The 20,409-nt window shown below is 65.6% G+C and carries 17 protein-coding genes and 1 pseudogene; 10 read left to right on the forward strand and 8 right to left on the reverse strand.

The features are described 5' to 3' along the window. Positions 1 to 44: 44 nt before the first annotated feature. A complete protein-coding gene (locus CIW53_RS05165) occupies positions 45 to 488 on the forward strand; it encodes an excinuclease (RefSeq protein ID WP_149363630.1) in 444 nt (147 codons plus the stop codon). 89 nt (positions 489 to 577) lie between these two features. Next, positions 578 to 1,735 carry an isovaleryl-CoA dehydrogenase gene (locus tag CIW53_RS05170; RefSeq protein WP_149363631.1) on the forward strand — a complete coding sequence of 386 codons (1,158 nt, stop codon included), beginning with the start codon at positions 578 to 580 and terminating at the stop codon, positions 1,733 to 1,735. Positions 1,736 to 1,829: 94 nt separating this feature from the next. Here the strand turns inward: CIW53_RS05170 and CIW53_RS05175 are convergent, their stop codons facing one another. Continuing rightward, positions 1,830 to 4,640 carry an autotransporter serine protease gene (locus tag CIW53_RS05175; RefSeq protein WP_149363632.1) on the reverse strand — a complete coding sequence of 937 codons (2,811 nt, stop codon included), beginning with the start codon at positions 4,638 to 4,640 and terminating at the stop codon, positions 1,830 to 1,832. A gap of 223 nt (positions 4,641 to 4,863) precedes the next feature. On the opposite strand from CIW53_RS05175, the gene CIW53_RS05180 reads away from it, so the two are divergent. The 4 genes from CIW53_RS05180 (at position 4,864) to CIW53_RS05195 (ending at position 9,360) form a co-directional block, all read left to right on the forward strand. Beyond that, positions 4,864 to 6,048, forward strand: coding sequence for an acetyl-CoA C-acyltransferase (locus CIW53_RS05180; protein WP_149363633.1), 1,185 nt, complete (start codon positions 4,864 to 4,866; stop codon positions 6,046 to 6,048). 158 nt (positions 6,049 to 6,206) lie between these two features. Next, on the forward strand, positions 6,207 to 6,614 hold the full coding sequence (locus CIW53_RS05185; protein WP_149364159.1) for a hypothetical protein: 408 nt from the start codon (positions 6,207 to 6,209) through the stop codon (positions 6,612 to 6,614). A gap of 182 nt (positions 6,615 to 6,796) precedes the next feature. After that, on the forward strand, positions 6,797 to 8,404 hold the full coding sequence (locus tag CIW53_RS05190; RefSeq protein WP_149363634.1) for a carboxyl transferase domain-containing protein: 1,608 nt from the start codon (positions 6,797 to 6,799) through the stop codon (positions 8,402 to 8,404). 104 nt (positions 8,405 to 8,508) lie between these two features. Continuing rightward, complete coding sequence (locus CIW53_RS05195) at positions 8,509 to 9,360, forward strand: SEL1-like repeat protein (protein ID WP_149363635.1); 852 nt, start codon at positions 8,509 to 8,511, stop codon at positions 9,358 to 9,360. An 81-nt stretch (positions 9,361 to 9,441) separates the two neighbouring features. On the opposite strand, the gene CIW53_RS05200 is transcribed toward CIW53_RS05195, so the two are convergent. From CIW53_RS05200 to rplU, 5 genes are all read right to left on the reverse strand, one after another. Then, on the reverse strand, positions 9,442 to 10,284 hold the full coding sequence (locus CIW53_RS05200; protein ID WP_149363636.1) for an FTR1 family protein: 843 nt from the start codon (positions 10,282 to 10,284) through the stop codon (positions 9,442 to 9,444). A 4-nt stretch (positions 10,285 to 10,288) separates the two neighbouring features. After that, entirely contained in the window at positions 10,289 to 10,615 is a 327-nt protein-coding gene (locus tag CIW53_RS05205; protein WP_149363637.1) for a cupredoxin domain-containing protein, read from the reverse strand. A 223-nt stretch (positions 10,616 to 10,838) separates the two neighbouring features. Next, positions 10,839 to 11,918 (reverse strand): Obg family GTPase CgtA, encoded by a 1,080-nt coding sequence (cgtA, locus tag CIW53_RS05210; protein ID WP_149363638.1) that lies wholly within the window; start codon positions 11,916 to 11,918, stop codon positions 10,839 to 10,841. Positions 11,919 to 12,068: 150 nt separating this feature from the next. After that, on the reverse strand, positions 12,069 to 12,326 hold the full coding sequence (gene rpmA, locus CIW53_RS05215) for a 50S ribosomal protein L27 (protein WP_149363639.1): 258 nt from the start codon (positions 12,324 to 12,326) through the stop codon (positions 12,069 to 12,071). A 19-nt stretch (positions 12,327 to 12,345) separates the two neighbouring features. Beyond that, positions 12,346 to 12,660 carry a 50S ribosomal protein L21 gene (rplU, locus tag CIW53_RS05220; RefSeq protein ID WP_149363640.1) on the reverse strand — a complete coding sequence of 105 codons (315 nt, stop codon included), beginning with the start codon at positions 12,658 to 12,660 and terminating at the stop codon, positions 12,346 to 12,348. A gap of 230 nt (positions 12,661 to 12,890) precedes the next feature. Between rplU and uvrA the strand changes: the two genes are divergently transcribed. The 4 genes from uvrA to CIW53_RS05240 all read left to right on the forward strand — a co-directional run bounded on the left by uvrA (position 12,891) and on the right by CIW53_RS05240 (position 18,612). Further along, positions 12,891 to 15,827 carry an excinuclease ABC subunit UvrA gene (uvrA, locus tag CIW53_RS05225; RefSeq protein WP_149363641.1) on the forward strand — a complete coding sequence of 979 codons (2,937 nt, stop codon included), beginning with the start codon at positions 12,891 to 12,893 and terminating at the stop codon, positions 15,825 to 15,827. After that, positions 15,824 to 16,279, forward strand: a complete 456-nt coding sequence (locus tag CIW53_RS05230) for a thioesterase family protein (RefSeq protein ID WP_149363642.1) — start codon at positions 15,824 to 15,826, stop codon at positions 16,277 to 16,279. The genes uvrA and CIW53_RS05230 overlap by 4 nt, the downstream gene beginning before the upstream one ends. A gap of 102 nt (positions 16,280 to 16,381) precedes the next feature. Continuing rightward, positions 16,382 to 17,836, forward strand: coding sequence for a DUF4139 domain-containing protein (locus tag CIW53_RS05235; RefSeq protein ID WP_149363643.1), 1,455 nt, complete (start codon positions 16,382 to 16,384; stop codon positions 17,834 to 17,836). 17 nt (positions 17,837 to 17,853) lie between these two features. Beyond that, on the forward strand, positions 17,854 to 18,612 hold the full coding sequence (locus CIW53_RS05240) for an enoyl-CoA hydratase/isomerase family protein (RefSeq protein WP_149363644.1): 759 nt from the start codon (positions 17,854 to 17,856) through the stop codon (positions 18,610 to 18,612). A gap of 161 nt (positions 18,613 to 18,773) precedes the next feature. Here CIW53_RS05240 and CIW53_RS05245 read toward each other — a convergent pair whose 3' ends face one another. Then, a complete protein-coding gene (locus CIW53_RS05245; protein WP_149363645.1) occupies positions 18,774 to 19,631 on the reverse strand; it encodes a sulfurtransferase in 858 nt (285 codons plus the stop codon). After that, positions 19,628 to 20,409 (reverse strand): annotated as a pseudogene (locus CIW53_RS05250) (DUF1289 domain-containing protein). Before CIW53_RS05250 ends, CIW53_RS05245 begins: the two are co-directional and overlap by 4 nt.

Genomic DNA, 20,409 nt, shown 5'->3' on the forward strand with positions numbered 1-20,409 from the left:
CGTGGCCCTCCGGCCGCATTCCACCAGTAAAGGAGATCAACTGCATGAAAGCGAAAACTCTCGGCCTGACCATCTTGCTGCTCGCCGCCGTACCCGGCCTGAGCCTGGCATCGGAAAAAGTGGTTCACCTGCCGTTTGACAGCGCCGTGGCCGCCGCGACACAAAGCGGAAAGCTCGACGGCAGCGTGAAGTTCTTCCTGGACGGCCACCGGCCTGCCGGCGCCAAGGTGGTGAATGACAACGTCACCATCAGCCGCAAGACCAACGCCTTCGGCAAGAAAGACCAGGAAAGCTGCGACTGGGTGCTGCAGGGCATCCTGATTTCGCTGCAGGGCGACGCCAAGCGCGTCGGTGCCAATGCGGTGATCGACATCGTCAGCAACTACAACAACACCGAATACCGCGACGCCCACGATTACGAATGCCACCGCGGTTTCCTGATGTCCGGCGTCGCCCTGAAGGCCAAGTTCGCCAAGATCAAACCCTGAACCAATCGCAGCGACACCTTGCACGCGCCGCATCCGGGAGGGTGCGGCGCTGCGTTATGATTCATCGACAAGTCTTTCAAGGAACTCCGATGCGCCCCTTCCCTCTCGGCGAAGACATCGATCTGCTGCGCGAGTCCGTGCACGCCTTTGCGGAAAAGGAAATCGCCCCGCGCGCCGACCGCATCGATCGCGACAATCTTTTTCCCGCCGATCTGTGGCGCAAGTTCGGGGAGATGGGTCTGCTGGGCGTCACCGTGCCGGAGACCTATGGCGGCAGCGGCCTGGGCTTCCTCGCGCACATGGTCGCGATGGAGGAAATCTCGCGCGCGTCCGGATCGGTCGGCCTGTCCTACGGCGCGCACTCCAACCTGTGCCTCAACAACATCTACCACAACGGCAACGAGGCGCAGCGGCAGAAATACCTGCCCAAGCTGTGCAGCGGCGAGCATGTCGGTGCGCTGGCGATGAGCGAGCCCGGCGCCGGTTCCGACGTGGTGGGCTCGATGAGCTGCAAGGCCGAGCTGCGCGGCGACGTATGGGTGGCCAACGGCAACAAGATGTGGATCACCAACGGACCGGATGCCGACGTGCTGCTGGTCTACATGCGCACCGCGCCGCGCACCGCCGGCAGCCGCTGCATGACTGCCTTCATCGTCGAAAAAGGCATGAAGGGTTTCAGCACGGCGCAGAAGCTGGACAAGCTCGGCATGCGCGGTTCCAACACCTGCGAGCTGGTGTTCGACAATTGCGAGATCCCGGCCGAGAACATCGTCGGCGAGGTCAACGAAGGCGTGCGCGTGTTGATGAACGGGCTGGACACCGAGCGCCTGGTGCTGTCCGGCGGCCCGATCGGACTGATGCAGGCGGCGATCGACATCACCCTGCCGTACGTGCGCGAGCGCAAGCAGTTCAACGCACCGATCGGCACGTTCGAGATCATGCAGGCCAAGGTCGCGGACATGTACACCGCGCTGCAGAGCTCGCGCGGCTTTGCCTACATGGTGGCGCAGCAATTCGACAACGGCGTGAAGTCGCGCATCGACCCGGCGGCGTGTTTGCTCAATGCGTCGGTCAACGCGGTACAGGTGGCGCTGGAGGCGATCCAGTCACTCGGCGGCAACGGCTACATCAACGAGTTCCCCGCCGGCCGCCTGCTGCGCGACGCCAAGCTGTACGAGATCGGCGCCGGCACGAATGAAATCCGCCGCATGCTGATCGGCCGCGAGCTGTTCCACGGCAAGGCCTGACGCTTGACCGCAGGAGCGCACCCTGTGCGCGATGCTCTTTCACACGGGGCATCGCGCACAGAATGCGCTCCTGCGGAAACACGGCGATTTCGACTCAGAACGACCAGCTGAAATTCGCCGTGGCCATCCTCGCCTGCTGGCGCTGACCGAAGTACTGGTCGTAGCCAAGCTGCAGGCTGGCGCGCGACGTCATGTTCCAGTCCAGCGAGGTACCGGCCACGCCACCATAACGCGACAGGCCGATGCCGCCGATCGGCGCGTACTGGTTGATCCCGCTGAAGCTGGCATCGAACACTTCACCACGCAGGCCGAACGATTGCTGCCACGCCAGGTGCGTTTGCAGGCTCAGGCTTCCGCCGTGGGCCAGCGTCCAGCCACGCGCGGCACGCAGCCCCGCGCCACCCTGCCAACGGGCGACGGTCTGTGCGTCCGATTTCAGGCCGAAGCCGTCCGCGCCCATTTCATTGAAGCCGCCACGCCGGATCTGCGCATATTGCAGGTTGACGTACGGCGTGATCTGCGTGCGACCGAGCGACAGGCGATAACCGCTTTCGCCATACGCCACGCCGTAACGGCCGTTGCTGTCGCTGGCGACGCCGGCGTACCGATCGCCGAGCTGGAGTTGCCGACGCATGTTTTCCCGGTAGCTGCCGACCCCGAAGCGACCCATCGTGTACCACGAACCGCGGATCACGCCGCCGTACAGCATTCCTTCCATGGCGTGGCTGCGACCCTGATCGGCGCTCTCGGCAAGGCGGCCCAGGCCCTGGCTGCGACTGAGCGCGTAACCGGCGAACCCGGCGCTGCCGATGCGCTGGTCGGCACCGACCATCATGCCGCTGAGGTCGTAGCCCACGCCGCTGTACCCGCTGCGCGACATGGCACCGTGGTAGCCGAGGTCCTGTACCCAGCCACCGGCCTTCGGCGCGTCGAGCAGGCTGTCAAAGCGTGCGGACAGTGCACGCGTGCCAGCGTCGATAGCCTCGAACGTCATCGCCGTACTGGCGGCATGCAACTGGCCGGAAAGGCTCTGCAACGAATGTTGCACCGTGTCCAGCGAGGCACTGTGCTGCAGGCTCGCGGCACCGGCAATGAAATTCGCCGAAGCCGGCGTGATGCCGGATGGCGCGGCCGGACCGAGCTGACTGTTGATCTGATCGAACGCACCCTGCACGCGCCGTGCGGCGCCGAAGGAAGATGCGGTATAGCTCATACCCAGCGCCGTGACCTGTACCTGGCTGACATCGAGCCAGGCGCTGTTGGCGTCGTAACCGGGCGTCGCGACGAGCATGACGTTGGATGCGGTGTTCACCGCCGAAAAGGTCCCACTCAATCCGCCGCTGGCAGTGAGCACATCGGTGTGCGAATTGAGGACGTAACCCGGGCTGGTACCCGTTACATACAGATCGCCACCACCGAGAGTGGCCGTGCCGGTGACGCGCAACGCCGAACCCAGCGATACCGCCAGCCGGCCATTGCCCTGCTGCGTGTAGTTGCCGGCCACAGACACGTCCTGGTTGACGACGCCAAGCACGCCGGCATTGGTGACGTCGCCACCGATCACCGGCGTATTCGTCAGGGTACCTTGCGCCCCAATGTCGACGCTGGATGCCAGCGATTTGGCAGTCAGGGAGCCTGCCTCGACCTGGGTCAGGCCGGTATAGGTGGCATCCTCGTTCAACATTAGGGTGCCGCCACCTTGCTTGATCAGACCACCGGCGCCGGAGATCGCATTGTTCCAGTTCGAGCTGCCTTCGAAGTTGACCGTGACATCGCCCCAGTCGAACTTCGCCGGCCCGTTCACCGCCTTGCCAACGTCCAGTTCGCCATAGCCGAACACCTTGTCCGGCCCGGGCGCACCGAGATCGTCGGCCGTGCCGAGCAGCGTCTGGCGCACGAGATCGTTGGTGAAATACGGGTAGGCCTGCCATACCAGTGCGGCCGCGCCCGAGACCTCCGGCGCCGCGAACGACGTGCCGCTGACCACCCAATAGGATGCGTTGCCGACGGTGTCGTCCTTGCCGCTGACGATCACGTCGCCGGGAGCGGCCAGGCAATAGTTCATCGCCTTGCCGCAGGCATTGGAGTAGCTCGCCAACTGGGCGGGATGGTTGCTGTCGACCGCCACAGCGACCAGCCAGCCCGGCTCCAGATCGGGCGACAGGCTCGGCAGTGCGGCGATGTCACTGGGGTCGCTGCGGGAATCATTGCCGGCCGCGAACACCACCAGCCCCCCGTGCTGCAGCACGTACGGCTTGTACGCGTCGGCGAAGGCCTTGTTGATCGAGGCGTCGGTGGTGTCCCAGTAGATGCCGCCCCAGGAATTGTTCATCACCTGCACGCCGGCATTGATCAGCGCCGGGTTGAGGGTTTGTGCGAAGAATGCGGCGTCGGCGGCGGTGACCGCGTTGCCCTGGCCGGAACCGTCATCGACGGGCTCCTTGTCGCTGATGATTCGCGCCGACACCAGGCTGGCGCCCGGCGCGATACCGCCGGGAAACTGATCGAACGCCGTGCCTGCAGCGATTTCCGATACCCAGGTGCCGTGGCCGACCACGTCATCGATCGCGGTGTTGTTGCTGCTCGAATCAACATAGATCAGCTCCTGGGTCACGCGGCCGGTCAGCGTCGGATGCGAACGCATGATGCCGCTGTCGACCACGCCGATGACCACGCCCGCCCCGGTGTAGCCTTGCTGGTGGGCCACATCCGCATGCGTCAGCACAAGCTGCGCATCCGACGGCGGCTGATCGCTCGGGGTGGTTGGCGGTGGGGGCGGGGTGACTGGTGCCGGCGGCGTTTTGACGTTGTTGAACCCACCACCGCCGCATCCAGCCAGGCCAAGCGCCATGGCTGTCAACAAGGTCATTTCGCGACGGCGCAAACCCGCATCGAACGTTTTCATCGTGTCATCCCCGGACCAATCGAAACCCGGCATCGCAGCGCGCGGAACATGCCACGATGCCCTCCCCTGCGCGCATCTTGACACAACAAAAATCCAATGAAACGACGCGCAAGGCATATCTGGAGCGGCCAGACCCGATTTGCCGTGATTTATGGCGGGCTGCGATAATTCGCAGGTTGTCCATCGGGCGTTCGCGCCCCTTCAGTCTCAAGCGGAGTTACCCATGTCGGATGTCAGCGTAGTCATCGTCGGCGCCAAGCGCACGGCCATCGGCTCCTTCCTCGGCCAGTTCACCGGCGTACCCACGCCGAAACTCGGCGCCACCGCCATCCGCGCCGCGCTGGATCAGTCGGGCATTGCGCCGGCCGACGTCAGCGAAGTGATCATGGGCTGCGTGCTGCCCGCCAATCTCGGCCAGGCACCGGCACGCCAGGCTTCGCTTGGCGCCGACCTGCCCGCCGGCACCGGCTGCACCACCATCAACAAGGTGTGCGGCTCGGGCATGAAGGCGATCATGCTGGGGAACGACCTGATCAAGGCCGGCTCGGCGACCGTGGTGGTGGCCGGCGGCATGGAGTCGATGACCAACGCGCCGCACATGGTGCAGGCGCGCACGGGCATCCGCTACGGCGACGGCCAGCTGGTCGACCACATGGCCTGGGACGGCCTGACCAACCCGTACGACGGCAAGGCGATGGGCGTGTTCGGCGAACTGTGCGCCGACAAGTATCACTTCACCCGCGAAGCGCAGGACGCGTTCTCGATCGAGTCGGTCAAGCGGGCGCAGGCGGCGCAGCAAAACGGCGCGTTCGCGGGCGAGATCGTGCCGGTCACCGTCAGCGGCCGCAAGGGCGACGTGGTGGTCGACACCGACGAGCAGCCGGGCCGCTCAGACATCGCCAAGATCCCGACCCTGCGCCCGGCGTTCCGCAAGGAAAACGGCACCATCACCGCAGCCAGCTCGTCCAGCATTTCCGATGGCGCTGCCGCACTGGTCCTGCTCTCCGCCGATGACGCCAACAAGCGCGGACTGAAACCGCTGGCGCGCATCGTGGCGCACGCCACCCATTCGCAGGAGCCGGAATGGTTCACCACGGCGCCGGTCGGCGCCATCCAGAAAGTGCTGGACAAGGCCGGCTGGAAAGTCGAGGACGTCGACCTGTTCGAAATCAACGAGGCCTTCGCGGTGGTTGCCATGACGCCGATGAAGGAGCTGGGCATCCCGCATGAAAAGCTCAACGTCAATGGCGGCGCCTGCGCGCTGGGCCACCCCATCGGCGCCAGCGGCGCGCGTCTGGTGGTGACGCTTTTGAATGCGCTGAAAACGCGGGGAGTCACGCGCGGCGTGGCGGCCCTGTGCATTGGTGGCGGCGAAGCGACCGCGATTGCAGTGGAATGCGTGAGCTGAATCCGCCTTTTGCTGCCATCAGGTTATCTTCACGTGACAGCCAGCTAAACTGGATCGTAATGCGCGCTGAAGCACCGCTATAAAAAATGTGGCGCAACTTCTGCGAAAGCGTTATTAATACACGGCCAAACGGCATTCCACGGCAAAGGAGATCCACCATGAAGTTTACGCGTACCCTACTCGCCGCCGCGCTCGTCGCGCTGTTGGCGGCATGCAGCAACGGCGCGCAGGATTCCGCGCAGGACGCCCAGAAGTCCGCTGACACCGCTCAGCAGGCTGCTGATACGGCGCAGCAGGCTGCTGCCCAGGCTCCGACCACGGAAGCAGTGCAAGCTGCCGACCAGGCCAAGACCGCTGCCAATGCAGCCGGCCAGGCCGCCGACCAGGCCCAGCAGGCCGCCACCGCAGCTTCCTCGGCCAACAACGCCATGAGCGATTCGGCCAAGGATGCCGCCAGCAATGCCGCCAATCAGGCCGACAAGGCTGCCGACGCTGCGAAAGACGCTGCCGGCAATGCAAAGGACGCTGCAAAGGACGCAGCAAAGGCCGCCTCCAGCGGTCATTGATCCGGTTCCGGTTCAATGAAAAAACGGTCGCCTCGTGCGACCGTTTTTTTTCGTCCCTGCATTCTGGATTTTGGTCAGAAGTCGGTGCCGGTTATCATCCAGCATTTGTGCACGGACGCCAGCCTCGGGCCGTGTCACCGGACAAGTGAGTCCGCCACACCCGACCCGATGAGTTAGTACCCATGAGCACGATCGCCTCACAGATCGACCTGCGTTCCCCGGAATTTCAGGCAGCCAGCACGCAGTTGCGCGCCCTGGTGGATGACCTGCAGCGCGAACTGCTGCGCAGCGCCGAAGGCGGCGGCGCAAGAGCGCGCGAGAAACACGTCGCCCGCGGCAAGCTGCTGCCGCGCGAACGCATCCGCGCCCTGCTCGACCCGGGCTCGCCGTTCCTGGAACTGTCGCCGCTGGCCGCGCACGGCATGTACGACGATGCCGCGCCGGCCGCCGGCCTGATCACCGGCATCGGCCGGGTCAACGGGATCGAGGTGGTGGTGGTCGCCAACGATGCCACGGTCAAAGGTGGCACCTATTTCCCGATCACCGTGAAAAAGCATCTGCGCGCGCAGGAAGTGGCGTTGGAAAACCGCCTGCCCTGCGTCTACCTGGTCGATTCCGGCGGCGCGTTCCTGCCGCTGCAAGACGAGGTGTTCCCGGACAAGGAGCATTTCGGGCGGATCTTCTACAACCAGGCGCGGATGTCCTCGCTCAACATCCCGCAGATCGCGGTGGTGATGGGCTCGTGCACCGCCGGCGGCGCTTACGTGCCGGCGATGAGCGACGAGACGATCATCGTGCGCGAACAAGGCACGATCTTCCTCGGCGGCCCGCCGCTGGTGAAGGCGGCCACCGGCGAGGTGGTGGATGCCGAGACGCTGGGCGGCGCGGACGTGCACACGGCCATCTCCGGCGTGGCCGACCACTACGCCGAGAACGACGCGCACGCGCTGTCGATCGCACGCGACATCGTGGCCCATCTCAACCGGAAGAAGGACATGCCGCTGGCACTGCGCGCACCGGTTGAGCCGAAGTACCCGGCCGAGGAGCTGTACGGCGTGATCCCGCAGGACACCCGCCGCCCGTTCGACATCCGCGAGGTGATCGCGCGCGTCGTCGACGGCTCCGAGTTCCATGAATTCAAGGCACGCTACGGCAAGACCCTGGTCTGCGGCTTCGCGCACATCCATGGCTACCCGGTGGGCATCGTCGCGAACAACGGCATCCTGTTCGCCGAGAGCGCGCTGAAGGGCGCGCACTTCATCGAGCTGTGCAACCAGCGCAACGTGCCGCTGGTGTTCCTGCAGAACATCACCGGCTTCATGGTCGGCAAGAAGTACGAGCAGGCCGGCATCGCCAAGGATGGAGCAAAGATGGTCACCGCGGTCGCCTGCTCGCACGTGCCCAAGTTCACCGTGGTGATCGGCGGCAGCTTCGGTGCCGGCAACTACGCGATGTGCGGCCGCGCTTACGGCGCGCGTTTCCTGTGGATGTGGCCGAATGCGCGTATCAGCGTGATGGGTGGCGAGCAGGCCGCGAGCGTGCTGGCCACGGTCAAGCGCGACGGCATCGAGGCGCGCGGCGGCGAGTGGTCGGCGGACGAGGAAGAGGCCTTCAAGGCGCCGATCCGCGAGCAGTACGAGCACCAGGGCCACCCCTACTACGCCAGCGCGCGGTTGTGGGACGACGGCATCATCGACCCGGTCGACACGCGCCGCGTGCTCGGATTGGCCATCTCCGCCTCGCTCAATGCGCCCATCGAAGCGCAGCGCTACGGCGTATTCCGCATGTAATCGCGGCAAAGGCTGCCGGCAGCTTTCCATGCAGCCGGCTTCTTGCATGGCCAATTTGCAGAGGTGTAATGTCATGAGCGATTTCCCCGCAAGGACGGACCGCCATGAACCCGCAAAGAAACGCCGCGCTGTGCCTGTTCTGCCTGTCGATGGCTTCCTTCATGCCACTCGCCGCACAAACCGCAGACCATGCACCGGTATACGATTCAGCAGCCAAGCAAGCCAGCCTTCCGGCCTATGTCGCTGGGACACCTGAGAGCGATGGCCGTCCGGGCCAATATTACTTTGGCGTTGGTGCACAGGCGTTTACGAAGCACGAGTATTCGTTCGCCGTGAACATGTATCAAGTGGCGGCGTCGTGGGCCTACAAACCGGCTGAATACAATCTTGGCGTGATGTACGGCCTCGGGCAGGGCATCCCGGTGGACCTCCCGCGCGCGATGGCCTGGATGACACTGGCCGCGGAACGCAACGACCCGACCTATGTCCACGCGCGGGAGCTGGTTCGTGCGCAGTTGACCCCGGCACAGCTGGTGCAGGCAAACGTGATCCTGCAGGAACTGATCCCGCGATATGGCGACAAGGTTGCCCTGCGTCGCGCCAAGTCCCGCTGGGCGCAGGTACGCTCATCCATGACCGGCTCGCGCGTTGGAAGCGTGTCCGCACCGTTGTCGGTGGGAGCCAATCACGTGGGTTCTTCCGGGAGCATGGCGACGAGCAATGGGGTTATGTCAAAGCCGGTCAGCATGTCGCCTGGAGAACTCACCGGAGGCGCGGACATCGATGGGTCGGTCGCATACCAGCAGCTGACCGCCAGCAACAATCCATACGATCACAATTTTGTGGAACAGAAAGGTACCGCCGTGGTCGGTCCACTGGCTCCGGTCAAGACGAAGCAGAACCCCGACAGCCCCAAGACCAAGGGCAATGACGCGACAGATCAGCCGCACCCCTGAGCAAAAGACACGGCTTGCCCGGCCCGCTCCCGACTATCGGGGCCGGGCCGGGGTAACGTCGCCACGGAGCGGGTCCGATCTCTACGACAAACTGGTCGCATCGGAGACCGCCACGATCGGAGCGGGTCGCCGCTTGCGCTGGATCCATCGCGCGCCGACTCCCAACGCCCCCAGCGTGACTGCGTAGAACACCAGTTGCATGCCGGCCGGCTGCGCGTCGTAACCGACCAGGATGTGCGCGGTCTGGCCCAGCAGCGAGCCGTTGCCGAGCAGCCACGAACTGTCCCACAGCTGATGGCCCCAGGCCGGCAGCAGGTCGGCCTGGATCAGGTAGCGCGCGGCCGTCGAAGCCAGTCCCGCGGCCAGCAGCACCAGCATGGCATTGGTGGCGCCGAAGAAGTGCCGCAAGGGAATACGCAGCAGGCCCGCATACAGCGCGAAGCCGAGTGCCGCGCCGGCCACCACGCCGATCGACAGTCCGGCCCATAGGTGTTCCGCCCCACCGGCACGCATGCCGTACAGGAACAGCACCACCTCCGAGCCCTCGCGCAGCACCGCCAGCGCCACCACCGCCAGCAACAGTCCCAGCGAACTGGCACCGCTGTGCACCGCGTTGCCCAGCACCTGCATCTGCCGGCTCAGCTCGCGGCCGTGGCTGGACATCCACAGCACGTGCCAGCCGATCATCAGCACTGCTGCCAGCAGTACGCCGGCGTTGAACAGCTCCTGCCCGACGCCGCTGAATGCCGCAGCCAGCAGGTCGGCCGACAACGCCACCAGTACCGCGCCGAAGATTCCCAGCGCGATGCCGCCGCCGACGAACCAGCCGCGACGCAGCACGCCGCGCGTGGCTGCCGCCACCACGCTGACGATCAGCGCCGCTTCCAGCACTTCCCGAAACACCAGCAAGGCCACGGCCCACATAGGTCTACTCCACCACCAGCATGCCCTGCGCGGTGGGCTGGTGGAAATCGCCATAGAAGCGGTAGCGCCCCGGTTTGAACGGACCGATGAACAGGCTGATGCGGCTGTTCGGCATCACGATCTTCTCGGCCGGAAAGTCGTTGCTCTCGAACTCCTCCGGCGAGGGATCCTGGTTGATCAGCTCCAGCTTGATCCGGACATTCGCGGGAATACGCAGCTCGTTGGGCTGGTAGCGGTGATCCTTCAGGGTCAGCGTATAGCTGGGAGCGTCGGCCGCGCTGGCAAGCAGCGGAAGCAAAATGGCTAGTACAAGCGGCAACAGGCGTTTCATGGCGGGGGTTCCTGCATCAGGCGAAATTGACTGATAGTCATTCTCATTTAATGACCTCATCATACCCCATTGCGCAGCTTGTCGCTGGGTTCGTTCGGTCATGGCGGCAAGCGGTCATGGCGGCAAGCCGCGCTGCATTCTTGCAGCAGCCGGCCGCCGTTCCCATGATCTGGATCAGTGCTCCGTCCGCTTATGGGCGCTGCGTCGTGAGCGCGGCGACGGCTCAGCCTTGCGGATCTTCCCCGCGCAGGCGCACGTCGTTCGGCAGCATGTCGGTGCGCTCCACGCTGGCCTCGCGTTGCGACTCGAAGAAGCGCTGCACTTGCTGGCACACGGCCATGGTGCCCTCGCGGGCGATCGCCGAGACCAGGAACCAGGGCTGGGTCCAGTTCAGCTCGGCGACGATCTTCTCCGCCACGGCCTGGCGTTCGTCTTCGGCCAGCATGTCGGCCTTGTTCAGCACCAGCCAGCGCGGACGCTCCAGTAATTCCGGATTGAACTTCTGCAGCTCCTGCTCGATCGCCCGTACCTGGGCGGCCACGTCGGAGCCGTCGACCGGCGCGATGTCTACGATGTGCAGCAGCAGGCTGGTGCGCGCCACGTGGCGCAGGAACTGGATGCCCAGGCCGGCGCCCTCGGAGGCGCCCTCGATCAGACCGGGAATGTCGGCGATCACGAAGCTCTGGTCGGTGCCCAGGCTGACCACGCCCAGGTTCGGGTGCAGCGTGGTGAACGGGTAATCCGCCACCCGCGGCGTCGCCGCGGACACGGCGCGGATGAAGGTGGACTTGCCGGCGTTCGGGAAACCGAGCAGGCCGACGTCGGCCAGCAGGCGCAGCTCCAGCTTCAGTTCGCGCGCCTCGCCCGGCGTGCCCGGCGTGGCCTTGCGCGGCGCCCGGTTCACCGACGTCTTGAAGTGGATGTTGCCCAGACCACCCTTGCCGCCCTGCGCCACCAGCATGCGCTGGCCATGGGCGGTGAGGTCGCCGATCACCTCGTCGGTGTCGACGTTGGTGATCATGGTGCCTACCGGTACGCGGATCGTGGTGTCCTCGCCGCCCTTGCCGTACATCTGGCTGCCCATGCCGTTCTCGCCGCGCTTGGCCTTGAAGCTGCGCTGGTGACGGAAGTCGACCAGGGTATTCAGGCCCTCGTCGGCCACCAGCCAGACCGAGCCGCCGAAACCGCCGTCGCCGCCGTCGGGGCCGCCGAACGGGATGAACTTCTCGCGGCGGAAGCTGATGCAGCCATTGCCGCCGTCACCGGCCTGGACTTTGATGTTTGCTTCGTCGACGAATTTCATGGGGGAGCCGGGATTGGGGATTTGGAAAAGCGGGTAATCGTGAACATGGTACGGGACGTGGGGCGATTCGCGCTTTTACGAATCCCCAATCCCTGCTACAAACGAAAAGCCCCGCCGAAGCGGGGCCTTCGCTGTCGCGTCGCGGAAGGCTTACGCCTGGACGACGTCGACGAAACGGCGGTTCTTGTCGCCGCGGACGGCGAACTTGACGGTGCCGTCGACCAGCGCGAACAACGTGTGGTCGCGACCCAGACCCACACCCGTGCCCGGATGGAACTGGGTACCGCGCTGACGCACGATGATGTTGCCGGCTTCGATGGCCTGGCCGCCGTAGATCTTGACGCCGAGGTATTTCGGGTTCGAATCGCGACCGTTGCGGCTGGAACCTACGCCTTTTTTATGTGCCATGACTCAATGCTCCAGTTGCTCAGGCGTTGATGCCCGTGATCTCGATTTCGGTGAAATGCTGCCGATGGCCCTGCTGACGCTTGTAGTGCTTGCGGCGGCGGAACTTGATGATGCGAATCTTGTCGGCACGGCCGTGCTTGCGCACAGTGGCGCTGACGCTGGCGCCCTCGACGACCGGCGCACCAACGGTGACCGACTCGCCGGAACCGACCAGCAACACCTGGTCAAAGCTCACGGTGGCGCCTTCTTCGGCGGTCAACAGCTCCACGCGCAGCACGTCGCCCTGCTGCACACGGTACTGCTTGCCACCGGTCTTGATGACTGCGTAACTCATGGGAATGCCCTTCTGTCGTTATTCTCTTGGGTATCGCCATGACCCCTTCAGGTCTGGCGAACTACGGATTATAGCGACCCGCCTGAGCGCTGGTCAAATACTGACCACTTGTCCGATCGACCCCCAGCGCCGGACCTTGACGACAGTAAAAGCCCGGCTGCTGACCGATCGTCCGGTGAACTATCGAAACTCCTTGGTATAGTAAAGGTTCCCCCCCATATCCGGCGTCCATGGACACCATTCGAATCCGCGGCGCACGCACGCACAACCTCAAGAACATCGACCTCGACCTGCCACGCGACAAATTGATCGTGATCACCGGCCTGTCCGGTTCCGGCAAATCCTCGCTGGCGTTCGACACCATCTACGCCGAAGGCCAGCGACGCTACGTCGAGTCGCTGTCGGCCTATGCGCGGCAATTCCTGTCGATGATGGAGAAGCCCGACGTCGACCACATCGAGGGCCTGTCGCCGGCTATCTCGATCGAGCAGAAATCCACCTCGCACAACCCGCGCTCCACCGTCGGCACGATCACCGAGGTGTACGACTACCTGCGCCTGCTGTACGCACGCGTCGGCACGCCGCGCTGTCCCGACCACGGCATCCCGCTGGAGGCACAGACGGTGAGCCAGATGGTCGACGCCACCCTGGCGCTGGACCCGGAGCAGCGCTACATGCTGCTGGCGCCGGTGGTCCGCGAACGCAAGGGCGAGCACGTGCAGGTGTTCGAGCAGCTGCGCGCGCAGGGCTTCGTGCGCGCCCGCGTCGACGGCGCGGTGTTCGATCTCGACGCCGTGCCGCCGCTGACCCTGCGCCAGAAGCACACGATCGAAGTGGTGATCGACCGTTTCCGCCCGCGCGATGACATCAAGCAGCGGCTGGCCGAATCGTTCGAGACCGCGCTGCGACTCGGCGACGGGCTGGTGATCGTGGTCAACATGGATGACGGGAAGGCACCAGAACAACTGCTGTCCTCGCGCTATTCCTGTCCGGTCTGCGACTATTCGCTGCCGGAGCTGGAACCACGGCTGTTCTCGTTCAACTCCCCGGTCGGCGCCTGCCCGTCCTGCGACGGCCTCGGGGTGACCCAGGTGTTCGACGCATCGCGTGTGGTCGGCCATCCCGAGCTGCCGTTGTCCGGCGGCGCGGTGCGCGGCTGGGACCGACGCAATGCGCACTATTTCCAGCTGATCCTTTCGCTGGCGGCCCACTACGGCTTCGACGTGGATGCGCCGTGGCAGAAACTTCCCGCGGACGTCCAGAAGGCCATCCTGCACGGAAGCGGCAAGGAGAAAATCGCGTTCCGCTACATCACCGAACGCGGCGGCAAGGTCACCCGTGAGCATGCGTTCGAAGGCATCCTGCCGAACCTGGAACGGCGCTACAAGGAAACCGAATCCTCCGCCGTGCGCGAGGAGCTGGCCAAGTACATCAGCGACCAGCCTTGCCCCGCCTGCGAAGGCCAGCGGCTGAATCGCTCGGCGCGTAATGTGTTCGTCGCCGACCACGCGCTGCCATCGCTGACCCATCGTTCGATCGACGACGCACTGGCTTTTTTCGAGAACCTCAAGCTCACCGGCTGGCGCGGCGAGATCGCAGTGAAGATCGTCAAGGAAATCCGTGAGCGGCTGACCTTCCTCAACGACGTCGGCCTCAATTACCTCACGCTCGACCGCCAGGCCGACTCCCTGTCCGGCGGCGAAGCGCAGCGCATCCGTCTCGCCTCGCAGATCGGTGCCGGCCTGGTCGGCGTGATGTACGTGCTGGACGAGCCGTCGATCGGCCTGCACCAGCGCGACAACGAGCGCCTGCTCGGCACGCTCACCCGCCTGCGCGACCTCGGCAACACGGTGATCGTGGTCGAGCACGACGAGGACGCGATCCGCATGGCCGACCACGTGCTCGACATCGGCCCCGGTGCCGGCGTGCACGGCGGCGAGATCGTGGCGCAAGGCACGGTGCAGGACATGCTCGATTCGCCGCGCTCGGTCACCGGCCAGTTCCTCTCCGGCGAGCGTGCGATCGAGGTGCCGAAGGAACGCCGCCAGCCGATCGATGACGATTCCTGGCTGCACCTGAAAGGTGCCAGCGGCAACAACCTGAAGAACGTCGACCTGGCCATCCCGGCTGGCCTGTTCACCTGCGTCACCGGCGTCTCCGGCTCGGGCAAGTCGACCCTGGTCAACGACACCCTGTTCCGCCTTGCCGCGGCCGAGCTCAACGGCGCCGGCACGCAGTCGGCACCGCACAAGTCGGTGCAAGGCATGGACCTGTTCGACAAGGTGGTCGACATCGACCAGTCGCCGATCGGCCGCACGCCACGCTCCAATCCGGCCACCTACACCGGCCTGTTTACCCCGTTGCGCGACATGTTTTCGCAAGTGCCGGAAGCACGTTCGCGCGGCTACACGCCGGGCCGCTTCAGCTTCAACGTGCGCGGCGGCCGCTGCGAGGCGTGCGAGGGCGACGGCATGATCAAGGTGGAGATGCACTTCCTGCCCGATGTCTACGTGCCCTGCGACGTCTGCCACGGCAAGCGCTACAACCGCGAAACGCTGGAGGTTTTGTACAAGGGCCACACGATTGCCGACGTGCTCGACATGACGGTGGAGGACGCGCTGAAGCTGTTCGAGAACGTGCCGACCATCGCGCGCAAGCTCGACACGTTGCGCGCGGTCGGCCTCGACTACATCAAGCTCGGCCAGAGCGCGACCACCCTGTCCGGCGGCGAGGCGCAGCGGGTGAAGCTGTCCAAAGAGCTGAGCAAGCGCGATACCGGCCGCACGCTTTACATCCTCGACGAGCCCACCACCGGATTGCACTTCCACGACATCGAGCAACTGCTCGACGTACTGCACCAGCTGGTCGACCAGGGAAATACCGTGGTGGTGATCGAGCACAACCTCGACGTGATCAAGACCGCCGACTGGATCGTCGACCTCGGCCCCGAGGGCGGCGCCGGCGGCGGCCGTATCCTGGTCTCCGGCACGCCGGAAACCGTGGCGGCCACGCCCGAATCGCACACCGGCCACTTCCTCGCACCGCACCTGAAGCCGGCCAGGCCGAAGAAGCCCGGCGCCGCCAAGCGCGTCAAGGCTGCCACCAAGCACATCGCCTCGGCCGACAAATACAAGCCGATGCGCGGCAGCAAGAAGAAGCGCCCATGAGCCCGCGCAAAACCAGCCCGGCTGTCGAAGCCTCACCGGAGGCCGACGCACCGCTGTTCGTCGCCTCGCTCGGCGTGCGCTGGCGCGACCTCGACGCGTTCAACCACGTCAACAATTCAAACTTCCTCACCTACCTGGAAGAAGCCCGGCTGCAGTGGCTGCAGCACGTGCGCGACTGGTTCAGCGAGGACGCCATGCCGGTACTGGCCGCCAGCGAGCTGCAGTACCGCCGACCAATCGAATGGCCGGCCTCGCTGCACATCGAACTGCGCTGCACCCGCCTGGGCACCAGCTCGATGACGATCAGCCACCGCATCGTCGACGCCGACGACGCCAGCCGCCTGTACTGCGACGGTCACGTGGTGATGGTGTGGATGAACCCCGCCAACGGCAAGGCAATGCCGTTACCCGCGACGATCCGCGTGGCCGCCACTCGCCACCAAGGCGACTGACATTGCCCTGTGGCGGTCGACGTGCAGTGATGCAATCGACGCACGCCATGCACGCGTCGTCGCTAAGATGACGATTCGGCCCCCAACGATGGAACGCGCCCCATGACGACAGCACATCGCACCGCCCTCACCCTCGCCTGCCTCACTGCGCTCACCGGCACGTCGATGGCGCATGCCGCCGACACCACCGCGCTCACCCTGTATCGCAGCGACAGCGCCGCGCTGTACGCCAGCACCGTCGACGGCAGCGTCGATGACGGCTATGCCGTCGTGCGCGAGCAGCGCATGCTGACCCTCGCCGCCGGCACGCACGACGTGGTGATCGGCGACCTGCCGAACGCGCTGGATGCCGAAGCGCTGGCGCTGGGCTTTCCCGATGGTCGCGCCAAAGTGATATCGCAGCGCCTGCTGCTGGCGCAGGGTGCGAACGCGGCGCTGACTGGCCTGGTCGGCCGCAGCGTGGATGTACTCGGCAGCAACGGCGAATCGCTGGCCAGCGGCACCCTGTTGCGTGCAAGCGATGGGCTGCTGATACATGGCGTCACGGGCACCACGCTCGTGCGCAACTACTCCGCCGTGCGCAGTTCCGAGGGGGATTTTCCGCTCGGTTCCAGCCTGAGCCTGCGCGTCGATGCCGCGCGTGCCGGCTCGACCAGGGCCGTGCTCAGCTACCCTGCTTCCGGTCTTGGCTGGCGCGCCGCCTATGTGGCGACGCTGCAACCGGGCGCGGGCTGCCGCATGCAGTTCGAATCGCGCGCCAGCATCGCCAACCGCAGCGGACGCGACTGGCACGATGCGCAGGTCACCCTGATCGCCGGCGAGCCGAACATGGCCAAGGCCTCGGCACCGCGTCCGATGATGACGATGGCGCGTGGCTACAGCGCCAAGGCCGACGCCATGCCACAACAGGACAGCATCGGCGACTACCGCAGCTACGCCCTGCCCGGCACCGTCGAGCTGCCCGATGGCAGCGTCAGCCAGGTCCCGCTGTACGCCGGTCGCACGATGGATTGCACGCGCACCGCGCTGTACGAGAACGGCGGCAGCTACCTGCCACCGCAGCCGATCTTGAACCGTGACTTCAACCAGGGCGGTGGCAGCGCGATCGTCAGCACGCTGAAATTGAAGGCGTTCGACAGCCTGCCGGCCGGCTACCTGCGCGTGCTCACCGCCGACAGGAACGGCACGCCGCAATTCATCGGCGAAGGCCGCATCGACGACACCCCGAAAGGCAGCGATGCCACGATCACCCTGGGCACCGCCTTCGACCTGCGCGCCGAGCGCGAACGCACCGCCTTCAGCGTGGACAAGGCCGGTCGCACCATGGACGAGGCGTTCCGCATCAGCCTCAGCAACGCCGGCGACAGTGTCCGCACGGTAACCGTACGCGAACATCCCGGCCGCTGGAGGCAGTGGACGCTGGCCTCGTCCAGCAGCAAACCCAGCCGGCAGACGCCGGACACGCTGGAGTTCCGCGTCGACGTGCCAGCCAACGGCAAGGCCGTGCTGGACTATGCCGTCCGCTACAGCTGGACCGCCGACGAACAGCCGCAGTAACCCGACCGGAGTCTCCCATGCTCGACATCACCAGCCACGACAATGGCATCCGCGAGATCCAGCTTGCCCGACCACCGGTCAACGCGCTGAACCTGGAACTGCTGCGCGCACTGCGTGCCGCCATCGACGACAGCGTGCGCGATGGCATGCGCGGCATCGTGCTGTCCGGCGCCAAGGGCCTGTTCTCCGCCGGCGTCGACGTACCGGCGCTGCTCGCACGCGACCGCGCTGGCGTACGCGAGTACTGGCGCGAACTCTTCTCGCTGTGCGGCACCCTTGCCCGCGCGCCGATCCCGCTGGTGGCGGCGATCACCGGCCACAGCCCGGCCGGCGGCGCGGTGCTGGCGCTGTTCTGCGACTACCGGGTGATGGCCGAAGGTCCCTACCGGATCGGCCTCAACGAGGTCCAGGTCGGGCTGATCGTGCCCGAGGCGATCCAGCTGGCGTTGCGCCGCGTGGTCGGCACCTACCGCGCCGAGCGGCTGCTGGTCTCCGGCGCCATGCTCGACGCGGCCGATGCACTGGCTTGCGGCTTCGTCGACGAACTCACCGGCGTCGACCAGGTCACGACGCGCGCGTTGCACTGGCTGGGCGAACTGCTCGCCCTGCCCGCACACGCGATGCTCGCCACCCGCACGCTGGCCCGCGCCGATCTCGCCGCCGCCTATGCCGATCTGGATGCCCTGCCGCTGGAAGACTTCACCGATGCGTTCTTCCATCCGCAGACGCAGGAAGTGCTGCAGCAATTGGTAGCGCGACTCAAGAACAAGAAATGAGTAGAGAGGAGTGGGAAACGAGTGAGTGCCTCCGCTCGTCTCCCACTTTCCACGTACTCACTTCTTTCCTGTCATCAACCTTGCGATGAGAAGCCGGCGGGCAGTGCCCGCCCTACAAGTGCGATGCGGCAACGCATCTCTCGTTTCTCACTCCTCTTCACTCACTCTTCGCCTTTCGCGACAGGCCGGGCCGGGTCGCTGACCCAGCCGCTCCATGACGGCGCATACAATCGCGAACCATGCAGGCCGGCGTGTTCCATTGCCAGCAGGTTGTGGCAGGCGGTGACGCCGGAACCGCACATGTGCACGACCCGCGATGGCTCGGTCGCACCAAGCACAGCCATGAACTCGTCGCGCAGTTGCGCGGCAGGCTTGAAACGGCCGTCGCCGCCGAGGTTCTCGGCGAACGGCCGGTTCAGTGCACCGGGCACATGGCCCCCGACTCGATCCAGCGGCTCGACGTCACCGCGGTAACGGGGCGCGGCGCGGGCATCCAGCAACTGCCCCGTCGCCCCACCCAACAGCGCCGCATGCTCGACCAGCACCTGGCTCGCGTCATAGCGCAGAGAAACCCGTGAAGCCGCACGCACGTGCGCTTCGCCGGTTTCAACCGGCCGGCCCGCCGCCAGCCAGGCCGCGAAACCGCCATCCAGCACCGCGACCTGCCGCACGCCGACCAGGCGCAGCAACCACCACAACCGTGCCGCAGCGAGCGCGCCGCTGCCGGCGTCATAGCTCACCACTTGCATGCCCGGCTGCCAGCCCCAGCGCGACAGCAACGCGTTGAACGCCGACTCCAGTGGCAACGGATGCCGCCCCAGGCCCTCGGCCTCGCGCGACAGGTCAGACAGATCGTGGTCAAGGCTGGCGTATACGGCCCCGGGGATATGGCCATCCAGATAGTCGCGTGTGCCCTTGTCCGGATCGCCCAGTTCGAAACGGCAATCGACAATCAACGTTTCCTGCGGCGGCAAGGCAGCCAGTTCGGCCGCGTCGATCAAGGTGGTCTTCAGGCTCATGTCCGTCCCATCCTCTGCAGCAGGTTGAACAGCATTGCGGCGGTGGCGCCCCAGATGCGATGACCGCCGTGGACGAATTCCACCATCGGCCGCTGGTGGCCGCGGAACTCCATCGTATAGCGGCGCAGGTTGGCCGGCTCCAGCAGGAATGCCAGCGGTACTTCGAACACCTCCGCCACTTCACCGGGTGCCGGGTAAAGCTGCGCCTCGGCCGCGATCTTCGCGACGACCGGGGTGATGCAGAAGCCGCTGATGGTCTCGAAGCAGTCCAGGTAACCCAGCGGCGTGACCATGGCGCGCTCAAGCCCGATCTCCTCCTCACTCTCGCGCAAGGCCGTGTCCAGTGCGTCGCTGTCGGCGGGATCGCGGCGGCCGCCGGGAAATGCCACCTGGCCGGCATGGGCGTGCAGTTGATCGTTACGCACGGTGAGCACCAGCCGCGGTTGGACGCCTTCGCGAAAACCCACCAGTACCGCGGCGGCCTGGCGCGCGCGGTTGCCAAGCAGCTCGGTCATCTCCGCGTGATTCCAGCCCGGCCCCACAGGCGGCGCCGACAACGGGCGCACCGCGGTGATCAACGCCTCCATCACGACGACTTGCGACCCGGCAGGACCACCCGCATGATGTGCAGCCGTTCGGCGTCGCCCATTGCGCGCCAACGACCAATCTCCTCGCCGGTGCGCCGGCAACCGACGCAATAGCCGCGATCGTCCAGCCGGCAGATGCCGGTGCAGGGGGTCAATGGAAGGTTTTCGGCGGGTTCGGCGATGTTCGGCAT

Origin of the sequence: Rhodanobacter sp. T12-5 (assembly GCF_008329435.1) — a bacterium.
Taxonomy (GTDB): domain Bacteria; phylum Pseudomonadota; class Gammaproteobacteria; order Xanthomonadales; family Rhodanobacteraceae; genus Rhodanobacter.